The sequence below is a fragment of the Streptomyces sp. XY431 genome, from assembly GCF_001279805.1.
In the GTDB taxonomy this organism is placed as follows: Bacteria; Actinomycetota; Actinomycetes; order Streptomycetales; family Streptomycetaceae; genus Kitasatospora; species Kitasatospora purpeofusca.
In genome coordinates, this window is the sequence record NZ_LGDO01000136.1 from 1 (window position 1) to 10,948 (window position 10,948).

At 74.3% G+C, this 10,948-nt stretch carries 8 protein-coding genes; 4 read left to right on the forward strand and 4 right to left on the reverse strand.

The annotated features are described in order from the left end of the window. Nucleotides 1-93 precede the first annotated feature (93 nt). Nucleotides 94-1,497 (forward strand): LCP family protein, encoded by a 1,404-nt coding sequence (locus ADK60_RS16770; RefSeq protein ID WP_053646879.1) that lies wholly within the window; start codon nucleotides 94-96, stop codon nucleotides 1,495-1,497. A gap of 138 nt (nucleotides 1,498-1,635) precedes the next feature. On the opposite strand, the gene ADK60_RS16775 is transcribed toward ADK60_RS16770, so the two are convergent. Then, entirely contained in the window at nucleotides 1,636-3,885 is a 2,250-nt protein-coding gene (locus tag ADK60_RS16775) for a DUF7927 domain-containing protein (protein WP_053646881.1), read from the reverse strand. 300 nt (nucleotides 3,886-4,185) lie between these two features. Between ADK60_RS16775 and ADK60_RS16780 the strand changes: the two genes are divergently transcribed. After that, nucleotides 4,186-5,175, forward strand: a complete 990-nt coding sequence (locus ADK60_RS16780) for an endonuclease/exonuclease/phosphatase family protein (protein ID WP_234371114.1) — start codon at nucleotides 4,186-4,188, stop codon at nucleotides 5,173-5,175. On the opposite strand, the gene ADK60_RS16785 is transcribed toward ADK60_RS16780, so the two are convergent. Continuing rightward, entirely contained in the window at nucleotides 5,165-6,436 is a 1,272-nt protein-coding gene (locus tag ADK60_RS16785) for an MFS transporter (RefSeq protein ID WP_063783169.1), read from the reverse strand. The genes ADK60_RS16780 and ADK60_RS16785 overlap by 11 nt on opposite strands. A 270-nt stretch (nucleotides 6,437-6,706) precedes the next feature. On the opposite strand from ADK60_RS16785, the gene ADK60_RS16790 reads away from it, so the two are divergent. After that, nucleotides 6,707-7,156 carry a winged helix-turn-helix transcriptional regulator gene (locus ADK60_RS16790; protein ID WP_045942276.1) on the forward strand — a complete coding sequence of 150 codons (450 nt, stop codon included), beginning with the start codon at nucleotides 6,707-6,709 and terminating at the stop codon, nucleotides 7,154-7,156. A gap of 35 nt (nucleotides 7,157-7,191) precedes the next feature. On the opposite strand, the gene ADK60_RS16795 is transcribed toward ADK60_RS16790, so the two are convergent. Further along, nucleotides 7,192-8,469 (reverse strand): DUF6777 domain-containing protein, encoded by a 1,278-nt coding sequence (locus ADK60_RS16795; RefSeq protein WP_053646883.1) that lies wholly within the window; start codon nucleotides 8,467-8,469, stop codon nucleotides 7,192-7,194. Between the two features lie 554 nt (nucleotides 8,470-9,023). Here ADK60_RS16795 and ADK60_RS16800 point away from each other — a divergent pair. Continuing rightward, nucleotides 9,024-10,385: a streptophobe family protein gene (locus tag ADK60_RS16800; RefSeq protein ID WP_107094637.1), complete on the forward strand. Its 1,362-nt coding sequence runs from the start codon at nucleotides 9,024-9,026 to the stop codon at nucleotides 10,383-10,385. Here the strand turns inward: ADK60_RS16800 and ADK60_RS16805 are convergent. Then, nucleotides 10,382-10,768 carry a DUF4259 domain-containing protein gene (locus ADK60_RS16805; protein ID WP_053646885.1) on the reverse strand — a complete coding sequence of 129 codons (387 nt, stop codon included), beginning with the start codon at nucleotides 10,766-10,768 and terminating at the stop codon, nucleotides 10,382-10,384. The genes ADK60_RS16800 and ADK60_RS16805 overlap by 4 nt on opposite strands. Nucleotides 10,769-10,948: the final 180 nt, after the last annotated feature.

Here is a 10,948-nt window from a genome sequence, read left to right on the forward strand (position 1 = left end):
CGCCCCCGGGCCGGACCCCGACCCCCCCCCCCGCCCCGAACCCCGCCCCGGCCGCCGTCGCCGCCGGCCCGACCGCCCACCGGAGGCACCGTCATGGCTGAGCCCCGCACCGGGCCGTTGACCGTCGTCGGCCGAGTGCTCGCCGGCACCCTCTCGGTGGCCGTCCTCGGCGCGAGCGGCCTGGTCTGGTACGAGTACCGGCAGCTCGACAGCGGCATGGTCAAGTCGGCCGCGCTCACCGAGGCCCGGAAGAACGCGCCCCCGCACCTCGACCAGTCCGTCAACCTGCTGCTCATCGGCCTCGACAGCCGCAAGGACATGGACGGCAACGACCTGCCCAAGGAGTTCGTCGAGGAGGAGCTGCACGCCGGCTCCAGCGAGATCGGCGGGTACAACACCAATGCGCTGATCGTCCTGCACATACCGGCCAACGGGGGCAAGGTGACGGCCCTGTCCGTCCCGCGCGACGACTATGTGCAGACCGTGGGCGCGGACGGGAAGATGCACAAGATCAAGGAGGCGTACGGCATCGCCAAGGGCGCCGCCGAGCAGAAGCTGAGCGGGAAGGGCCTGTCCAAGCCGGAGCTGGAGCGGCAGAGCCGGGAGGCCGGGCGGGCCGCGACCCTCCAGACCGTCCAGTCCTTCCTGGACATTCCGATCGACCACTTCGCGGAGGTGAACCTGATCGGCTTCTACGACATCGCCAAGGCCGTCGAGCCGATCCAGGTCTGCCTCAACAACCCGGTGGACGACCCGATCGTCTCCCGGACGGCGACCCACGAGGGCGGTGGGACGGGGCTGCGGCTCCCGGCGGGCGTCAGCTCGCTCGACGCCCGGCAGGCGCTGTCGTTCGTCCGCCAGCGCCACCACCTGAGGAACGGCGACCTGGACCGGACCCATCGGCAGCAGGCCTTCATCTCCTCCGTCGTCTACAAGTTGAAGCAGGACGGTGTGGTCGGTGACCTCGGCCGGCTCCAGCGGCTGTTCGACGCGGTGAAGAAGGACGTGGTCATCGACGACCGTTGGAACGTCCTGGACTTCGCCCAGCAGGCGCCCAACCTGACCGGCGGCAATGTGGAGTTCAACACGCTGCCGATCACCGGGTTCAAGAACATCGGCGGCCAGGAGGTCAACACCGTCGACCCGGGCCAGATCAAGCGCATCGTCAAGCAGCTGTTCGGCCACGAGGTCCCACCGGCGGCCGGCCCGGCCGAGCAGCCCGAGCCGACCACGCCCGCCGCACCGGCCTCGCCCGCCGCACCGTCCACCTCGGCCGAGCCGTCGACGGCCGGGGTCAAGGCCAAGGCCGTGTTCGCGGTGCCCGTCGCCACCCGGACGACCCCGGCCGCGCCCCGCGCCACGCACTCCCCCCGCACCGCGGGCCCGTCCGTCCCGCCGGATGCCCCGTCGACCCCGCCCACCACCGCCGATCCGACTCCGGACCTCCCCATGCAGGGCCCCGCGGTGAGGGCCGGGGGCATCCCCTGTGTGGACTGAACCCGTAACGTCCCCCGTTTCACGACAGAGCTCGTGCCGGGCGGATGGGCCCGGCACGAGCTCTGGTCGGTCGGTCAGTCGGGGTCGGTCAGTCGGGTCAGTCAGTCAATCGGTCGGTCTTCGCCGAGAGGCGGGAGCCTAGTGCCGGCGGCCCCGGGTGCGCAGGACGAGCAGACCGATCATCAGGCAGCCGAGGGCGCCGAAGGCGAGAACGGGGAGGGCGCCGGAGCCGGTGCTGGGGAGCTCTCCGCCGGGCCCGGGGGCGTGCGTCGGCTTGGTGGTGGGCCGGTGGCTGTGTGTCGCCGTGGGGGAGGTCGTGGGGGAGGGGGAGGCGGTGGGGGACTCGGTCGGAGAAGGGGACGCCGTCGGTGAGGCCGTCGGTGAGGGCGAGGCCGTCGGGGACGGCGACGGCGTGGGGACGGTCACCGTGACGTCGGCGTGGCAACGGGCGTCGCCCTCACCGGGCGGGCAGTTGTTGCGGTAGGTGCTGGAGGTGACGGTGTTGGCGAGCGCGGTGTCGGTGGTGAGCGAGCCGTGCACGGTCACCGAGTACGTGATGGTGGCGCTCCCGCCGACCGGCAGGTCCCCGGTCCAGTGCAGGGTGGTGCCGGTGACGGTGACGGAGCCCAGGTCGGCGACGGCGTCACCGTTGTAGTCGGCCCGGGAGAGCACCTCGGCGAGGTTGTCGTCGAGGGTGACACCGGGCGCGGCGACGCGGCCGGTGTTGGTGACCTTGATCCGGTAGTCGACGGTCCGGCCGGGGGTGGTGGAGGTGGGGGTGGCGGTCTTCTCGATCGAGTAGACCGGGGTGTCGACCACGGTGTTGCGCACGGTGTTGCTGGTGCGGGTCTGCTCGCGCTGCGTCTGGTTGCCCCGGAAGGAGAGGGTCGCGCTGTCGTCCAGGACGGTGCCGGCGGTGGCGGCCTGGTCGACGGTGGCCCGGAAGGCGACGGTGGTGCTCGCGCCCGGGGCGAGGTCGGCGACCTGGCAGGTGACGGTCTGCCCGGCGGCGGTGCAGGAGGGGTTGGAGCCCGCGACGAAGGTGGTGCCGGCGGGCAGCTGGTCGGTGACGGTGATGCCGGTGGCGGTGTCGAGGTCGCCGCTGCTGCCGTCGGCGTGCTGGTTGGCAACGGTGAAGGTGTAGGTGATGCTGTCGCCGGGGGAGACGTTTCCGGGCGGGTTGTTGTCGGTGGTACCGGCCGGGGCGTTGGCCTTGGTGATCTGCAGGTCCGGTTCGAGGGCGTCGACGGCGAGCCAGACGGCCTGCGGGTGCAGGGCGTCGCCGGCGCCGTTGATCCGGAGCACGGCCTGGGTGCTGCCGGCGGGGATCTTGCCGGTGACGTCGATCATGCGGGCGTCGTAGCCGTAGTTGTTGACCGGCGCGGGGTCGCGGGTCGTGATGTTGCTGCCGGTGCCGTCGGCGGCGACCCGGTCGATCCGGCTGGTGAAGGCGTTGTCGGTGGAGACACCGGTGGGCCCGGGCATCGGCAGCAGCGTCAGGTTGTCGGTCGCGGAGCCGACCAGCAGCTGGTCGCCCGAGATCGGCACGTCGCCGTCGCCGACGGTGACGCCCATGGTGGCCGGCGGGGCGGTGGCCGGGGTGCGGATGCCGGCGAGGGTGAGCGTCGCCAGGTTGTCGGGGGAGCGCAGCAGCTGGAAGCCGTCCCAGATCTGGAGGTAGCGCAGCGGGTCGGCCTCGTTCTGGTAGGCCACCACGAGTGACCAGCCGCCCCAGCAGCCCACGTTGTTGCCGCCGGAGTTCTGCGCGGAGGAGCGCCCGGCGCACGCCTGGATGTCCGCGACGGTGTAGCTGCCCGCGCCCGCGGCCTTCACCTGGGCGGTGACGTCCTTCACGCCGGCCCCGGCCAGCAGCGGCTCGGGCGGGGTGCCGCCGACCTGCTGGTCGAACCAGTCGTAGGTGTCGGCGGTGACCTGCTCGTAGGAGGCGCCGCCCGGGACCTTCCAGGACACCGTATTGCCCTTGTTGATGTCCCCGGAGGTGCCGCCGGCGGTGCTGGTGTTGGTCGGGTTGAACTGCCAGTACAGCCGGGCGGAGAGCACCTCGGCCCCGGCCGGGATCACCAGCTGGGCCGAGGACGCGTTGTTCCCGGGCGCGTTCGGGTCGGTCTTGATGTACTTGGTGCGGCCGTTGTTGGTGCCCTCGGTGTCGTTGCAGGCCGATCCGTCGCTGTCGTCGCAGGTCAGGACCGAGTTCGAGGCCATCGTCAGGTTGCCGTGGGTGAGCAGGTCGAGCACCGGGTCGGGGCCGATCGGCCGCTGGGTGCCGGCCCCGCGGACCGCCGCCTGGCGCTGTGGCAGGTCCGGCGCCGCGAAGGCCCGGTCCAGGGCGAACGGAGCCGCCAGCCCGGCGGCCAGCGGGACCGCCATGCACAGGGCGGACAGACGTTTGCGGTGCGGGGAGGGTCGATGAACCACGGGTGGCCTCACAACGGGCAATGGGATCGGGGCAGGTCCCACCCTGGACCGGCCTCCGGACCGTTCTGTCCGGACACGCAGAAACGATCACCTCAATAGCTCAGTGCCCGGGGCTCCGGGAGAAGGCGCGGCTCCCTCCGCGGTGGCTCCCCCCGCGGCGGCTCCCCGCCGGGAGCCCCGTGCGCGGAGCGGTGCGGAACCGCGCCGTGGACGGGGGCGTCCTGAGGCAGAGGCGAGGGGCCGGAGCGAGGGGTGGGGAAGCCGGTGGAGCGGGCACGCTGGTGGGTGTGGGTGCGGCGGGTGCTGGAGTGGTCCGGCTGGGCGGTGTCGGCGCTGTCGGCGGCGCTGGTGGCGGTCCGCCTCGGCGGGTGGGACGACGGGACGCCGCTCGCGCTCGCCGTGGTGCTGCTGCCGTACGCGACGCTGGGCGGCGTGCTCGCGCTCGGGGTGCTGCTGGCACTCCGCTCGTGGTGGGCGGCGGTGGTTGCCGGGGTGCTGGCGGCGGTGCAACTCTTCTGGCTGGTCCCGAGGTTGGTGCCGGACGGCGGTGCCGCTCCGGCGGCCGACGCGCCCCGGCTGCGGGTCGCCACCAGCAACGCCTGGGTGGGGCAGGCCGATGCCGCCGAGATCGTCCGGCTGGTGCGCGAACAGCGCGTCGACGTGCTCGCGATGGAGGAGCTGGGGCCGGGCGCGGTCGCCCGGCTGGACCGGGCGGGGATCGCCGAGGTGCTGCCGCACCGGGAGCTGCGGCCCGGCCGGGACACCGCGATCTACTCGCGGCTCCCGCTGACGCCGCTCGACGGCACGGCCTCGGAGGCGGCCCGGGAGCAGATCGCGGCCGAGGTGACGGTCGGCGGCCGCACCGTCCGGCTGACGGCCGTGCACACCTACTACCCGCTGGGTGACTCCGGGCGCTGGTCGGCGGACTTCGACGGACTGCGGGCGGCGGTGTCCGGCGCCACCCGCAACGCCGTGCTGCTGGGGGACTTCAACGCGACGCTCGACCACTCGCCGATGCGTGCCCTGCTCGACACCGGCCTCGCCGACACCCACGCGGAGCTGGGCCGGGGGGCCGCGCCCACCTGGCCGGAGTCGAACACCTACTTCTCCGCGCTGTGGCCGGTGATCCAGATCGACCACGTGCTGCACGGGGAGGCGCTGCGCGCGGTGTCGGTGACGGAGCACCGGGTGCGGGGCGCCGACCACCGCGCGGTGGTCGCGGAGCTGGCCGTCACCGGTTGAGGCAGGGCTCCGGGACGGTGGGCTCCGCGACGCTGGGCTCCGTGGCGGTGGGCGCCGGGACGGTGGGTTCCGCGGACCGGTCGTTGTCCACGAGGTGGTGGTCCGCCAGCAGGCGTTCGGTGGCCCGCCAGTACGCGAGTGCGAGCAGGCTGACCGCGCCGCCCAGGCCGCAGACCGCCGTCCAGCCGCCGTGTTCGTACGCCAGGGTGGAGCCGATCGCGCCGATCGCGCTGCCTGCCGAGTAGAGCAGCATGTACCCGGCGGTCAGCCGGCTCTGCGCCTCGGGGCGGACCTGGTAGAGCAGGTGCTGATTGACGACGTGCACGGACTGCAGGCCGTAGTCGATCACCACCATGGCGAGCACCAGCCACCACACCGAGTGCGGCAGCAGCGCGGCGAGCGGCCAGGCGGCCAGCATGGCGGTGAGTCCGATCGCCAGGGTGCGCCGCGCCCGCCCCCGGTCGGCCTGTCGGCCGGCGTGCCCGGCGCCGAGCGCGCCGGCGGCCCCGGCCAGGCCGAAGAGCCCGATCTCGGTGTGGCTGAGGCTGAACGGCGGGGCGGCCAGCGGCAGCACCATCGGGGTGAGCAGCACGGTGACGGCGGTGAAGACGAGCAGCGCGAGTCCGGCGCGGACCCGGAGCACGGGCTCCTCGGCGAACAGCGTGAACACCGAGCCGACCAGGCGCGGGTAGTGGATCCGCTCCGGGCGGCGGCGTTCGGTGGGGACGACCGAGGCCAGGGCGACGGCCATGGCGCCGGTGGCGATCGCGGAGACGAGGTAGACGGCGCGCCATCCGGCGAGGTCGCCGACGGTGCCGGCGACGGTCCGGGCGAGGAGGATGCCGACCACGATGCCGCTGGTGACGATGCCGACGACGCGGCCCCGGTCGGCGGGATCGGCGAGGGAGGCCGCGTGGGCGACCATCACCTGGGCGGCCACGGCCAGCATGCCGACCGCCGCCATGGCGAGCAGCATCAGCGGGGCCGAGGGGGAGAGCGCCACGGCCGTGAGCGCCACGACGGAGAGGCCGAGCTGGGCGGTGATCAGGGTGCGGCGGTCGAGGTGGTCGCCCAGGGGGACGAGCAGCAGCAGGCCGACTGCGTAGCCGATCTGGGTGAGGGTGCCGATCAGGCCGACCGTGGCGTGGTCGATGCCGAGGTCCAGGGCGACGAGGTCGAGCAGCGGTTGGGCGTAGTAGACGTTGGCGACGGCCAGGCCACTGGCGACGGAGAACAGCCAGGCGACGGCGGGAACAGGCACGGAACGGGGGCTCCTTCGCGGCAAGGTGGTTTCAAAGTGCTACCGCGCTACCCTTGCACGACGAGGTTTTAATAAGCAACCACGGATCGCCGGCTCGGCGGGCGCTATGGTTGCAAGGTGAAACCCGTGCCACCGGAGCCGCGGGTCGCCCGAGCCGCGGGTGGTCACCGGAGCCGCGGGACATCCGAGCCGCGGGACATCCGAGCCGCGGGACATCCGAGCCGCGGGACATCCGAGCCGCGGGTCACCGCCGGACGAGAGGAGAAGCGGGTGCCGAAACGCACCTCGCACGAGGATTCGACCTGCCCGGTCGCCCGGCCGCTGGACCTCCTCGGCGACGGCTGGACGCTGCTGATCGTCCGTGACGCCTTCGACGGGCTGCGCCGCTTCGGGCAGTTCCAGAAAAATCTGGGGCTGGCGAAGAACATCCTCTCCGCGCGCCTCGCCAACCTGGTCGCCCACGGCGTCCTCGAACCTGCTCCCGCTGCCGACGGCAGCCCGTACCAGGAGTACGTACTCACCGAGAAGGGGCGGGCGCTGTTCCCCGTCGTCACCGCGCTGCGCCAGTGGGGCGAGCGGTACTGCTTCGTGGCCGACGAGCCGCGCGCCCGCCTCGTCGACCGCGCCGCCGGCGCGCCGGTCGCCCGGGTGGAGGTCCGGGCGGCCGACGGCCGGGTACTGGGGCCGGACGACACCGAGGTGCTGCTGCCACCGGGGTGACACCCCGGCGGGTCCGGAGGGTCCGGCCGGTCGGATCAGCCGGTGGTCTCCGTGGTGGTGGGGCAGGGCGGCAGGGTGGACGGCGCGGCGGTGGCGCAGGTCGCCGTGGCCGTCGCCGGCTGCTGGGCCGAGGTGGTCGACGCGGCCGTCTTCGCGGTCGTCGTGGTGGCGGCCGGGGTGTTCGTCACCGTCGGCTTCGAGGTCGCCGACTCGGTGGAGGCGCTGGTCGAGGTGCCGGTCGAGGCGGAGGAGGAGGTGGCCCCGGAGGAGGTCGCGCCCGAGGAGGTGGCTCCTGACGACGTCGCCCCCGAGGACGTGGCCCCCGAGGAGGTCGCGCCCGAGGTCGAGGCGGTCGCCGAGCTGCTGGACGGTCCGGTGGAGCCGGAGGTCGAGCCGGACGGCGAACCCGAGGTCGAGGTGCTTCCGGAACTCGGCGCCGAGGTCGAGGCGGAGGTGGAGCCCGACTTCGACGGGCTCGACGAGGCGGTCGGCCAGGAGGTGGCGGCCGGGACGCCGGGGGCCAGCGGACCTCGCGGCTCCCGGACCTCCTTGTCGACGACCTTGACCTGCCCCGTCACCCGCGCGAACCAACCGCCGGTCACGATGTCCACCAGCACGATCTCGGTCACCGGCCGGGGCGCGGCGACCACGATGACCAGCGTGCTCGGCTGGAAGCCCGTCCACGGCTTGCCGACGTACTTGGCGTCCGAGACCAGCGTCGGCGCCTTCAGCGGGTTGCCGCAGCCGCAGCGCACCCGCGGCACGCCCTGCGCGTCGACCAGCACGGCGGTGCCGGCCTGGAGCACGGACTGGTAGCCGACGGCCGCGCCGCCCTGGTAGCTGTGGTTGGTGACCCGGGTGTCCACCCGCAGGTAGGCCGAGGTCAGCGACCGCAGGTAACCCGGGATGGCGGACTGCTCGATGCCCTGGGCCGAGGCCCAGGCCCGGCCGGTGTCGCCGGTCGAGGTGATCGAGATCAGCCGCTCCACGTCGCAGCTCGGCTTGTTCATCGTCCCGCCGTAGACGCCGGCCGACGTCCCCTCGACGTTGTGGAGGCCGGTGCTCGCGGTGGCCGTGGCACCGGCCGTTCGGGTGGCGGTCGCCGTGGCGGTCGTCGTGGTCGGCGCCGGGGCGGGGGCCTGCACCGCCTCCGTCTGGACCGAGGGGGTGAACGGCGCCGGGCCCGGGTCCTGCGGACCCTGCAGCGCGACCTCGTTCGCGGTCGGCACGGTGGTGTCGCTGCTGCCGCCGCCGCTGTTGTTGTTGATGATCAGCACCGCCGCCACCACGGCCAGCGCGGCGCTGCCGGCCACCAGGGCGGCCTTCCGTCCGGAGCGCCACCACGGCGTCGGACGTCCCCCGGACGGACCGCCCGGACCGCCCGGACCGGACGAGCCGCCCGGTCCGCCGCCACCGCCCGGTCCGCCGGCTCCGCCGGAGGCCGGGCCGGACGGGGGACCGGGCGGACCGGACCGGCCGCCCGAGGGCGGGCCGGAGAGCGGGCCGGACGGAGGTCCGGAGGGCGGGCCGAGGGGCGGCCCGGACGAAGGCGGTTGGGAACTCATCGAGGCTCCGTTTCGCAGGCGGCCGGTCCACCCGGCCGGCGCAGGAGGCTCCTGCCACTGGGATCCATTTCTGCCCCGGGTGCCGGTCCGTCGCAACAGCAGCGGGCAGTGAGGCGGGCAGTGAGCGGTCGGCGGGCGGGTCGCTGAGCGGGATCGGCGGGCGCGTCGGCGCGCGTCGGCACGCGGGGTCGACGGGGCCGGGAGGCGGACAGGCGGGCGGGCCGGTCCTGGGCCACCCTGGTGGCAGACGTGGGGGCCGGAACCGGACGCACGGGGGACACCGAGCCGACAGGGAGACCCGCATGCACCAGCAGGCCCGTTCGAGCGGGCCGGCCCGCACCGGGGCGGCCGGACCACCCGGCGCCGTGCGCGGCTGGCTGGACGCGGTGGCGGTCGTCCTGGCCGGGTTCGCCGCGATGGCGGCCGTCGCCGCGCTCGGCCTCTGGGCGGCCGGGGCGAACGACCTGCCCGGCGGCGGCTTCCCGTACGTGCTCGCCGCCACCCTCACCCTCGCGGTCGGCGGCTCGGTCGGCCTCGACGGCGGGGCCGGCTTCTTCGCCTCCGTCGATGCCGGGATCGTCGCGATGCCGCTGTCCGTGAGCCTGGTCGGCGCGCTGGCCGTGGCCGAGGTGTTCCTGCGCCAACTGCGGTTCCGCGCGGTCGCGGGCGGCCGGGAACTGCTCGGCCGCGCCGCCCGGACGGCGGTCGTCTGGCTGGTCGCGCTCGTCCTGCTCTGCGTCGCCGCCCGGCACACCTTCCCGGTGCCGCTCGGTGACGGGCTGGTCGAACAGCTCGGCGGCGCGCTCGGGATCAACCCCGAGGTGGGCTTCCACGCGGAGCCCGCGCCCACCCTCGGACTGGGGCTGCTCTGGCTGCTGGTCGTGCTGGCCGCGACCTTCGCCGTCTCCCGCCGCGCGCCGCTGCCGCGCTCCCTGGTGCCCTTCCAGCAGGCCGTCCGCCCGGCCGGGTTCGCGATGCTGCTGGTCCTGCTCGGGTGCGTGGCGCTGGGGGTGCTGGCCGCGATCGGCACCGCCGTGGTGAACGGGAACGCCCGCGAGGTCGCCGCCGTCGCGCTGCTCGCCCTGCCCAATCTGGTCTGGCTCGCCTTCGGCGTCGGCCTCGGCGGCGAGTGGAACGGCCACCTGGTCGGCGCGATCGGACTGCCCGTGCCCAAATCACTGGCCGCCGTGCTGCGCGTCGGCGAGGGCCAGGACGGCACGGTGAACCTCGGCACGCTCGCCGAACAGGACGCCCGCGCCTGGTGGTTGCTCCCGCTGGCCGCCGTCCTGATGCTCGCCGCCGGGGTGTTCGCCGCGCACCGCGCACCGCGCGGGGTCCGGCTGTGGCAGCACGCGGTGCGGCTGGCGGCGGCCGCCGCCGTCACCATGCTGCTGGTCGGCGTCTGGACCAGGATCTCCGCCGACTACGGCCTCTCGGTGCTCGGGGTCGGCCTCGGCGAGGGCGGCCTTGGCGACCTGCTCAGCTCCGTCCTCGGCCCGGCGGTGGGCCCGGTCGGCCCGGCCGCCGCCCTGACCGGCGGCACACTCACGCTCGACCCGGTGCTCTGGATCACCGTGCCGCTCGCCGCCGGCTGGGGCCTGCTGACGGGCACCCTGGGCGCCCTCGCCGCGGCCCGCCTGCCCCGCCGCGGGGAGACCGACTAGGAGTCCTGGTCGACCTCTGCCTGCCGCGCATCGGCGGCCAGCTGGTCGAAGGTGCGGTTCAGCACCTCCCGGCGCTTCTTCTTGTACTCGGGCTTGGGCTCCAGGCCGTCGATGCTGCGCTCCCAGACGGCCATGTAGGTCTCCTTCCAGCCCTCGATCACCGCGGCCTTCGGCAGTCCCTCGGTGGAGTGGCCGGCCTGCGCGAGGACGTGCAGCAGTTCCAGTTGGCACGGCACGGCCTCGCCCCAGTACTCGTCGGGTTCGATGCCGACCGGATCGCCGGCCATCGCCTCGGCGACCTCGTCGACGAGTCGGCCGACGACGGCCGACAGGTGGTCCAGCGCCGTGTCGCTCTCGAAGTTCCCACTGCCCCACGTGCCCACGGATTCTCCCCCGGTTGCTGCCGTCCTCGCTGTCGGGGCCATCGAACCAGGCGGCACCGACAACGGCCGGGGCCGTCGTCCGGCGGGGCGTCACCGCCAGTGGCTGCGGTCGGGTGGGTGGATGGCCGGGAGGGCCCAGGCGGGGGGTTCGGGGACGCCGGGGGTGGCGCCGAACGGGGG

Bases quoted from the DNA above. Each gene is read 5' to 3' on its own strand.
- ADK60_RS16770 (WP_053646879.1), top strand. From the start codon at position 94: ATGGCTGAGCCCCGCACCGGGCCGTTGACCGTCGTCGGCCGAGTGCTC.
- ADK60_RS16775 (WP_053646881.1), bottom strand. From the start codon at position 3,885: ATGGCGGTCCCGCTGGCCGCCGGGCTGGCGGCTCCGTTCGCCCTGGAC.
- ADK60_RS16800 (WP_107094637.1), top strand. From the start codon at position 9,024: ATGCACCAGCAGGCCCGTTCGAGCGGGCCGGCCCGCACCGGGGCGGCC.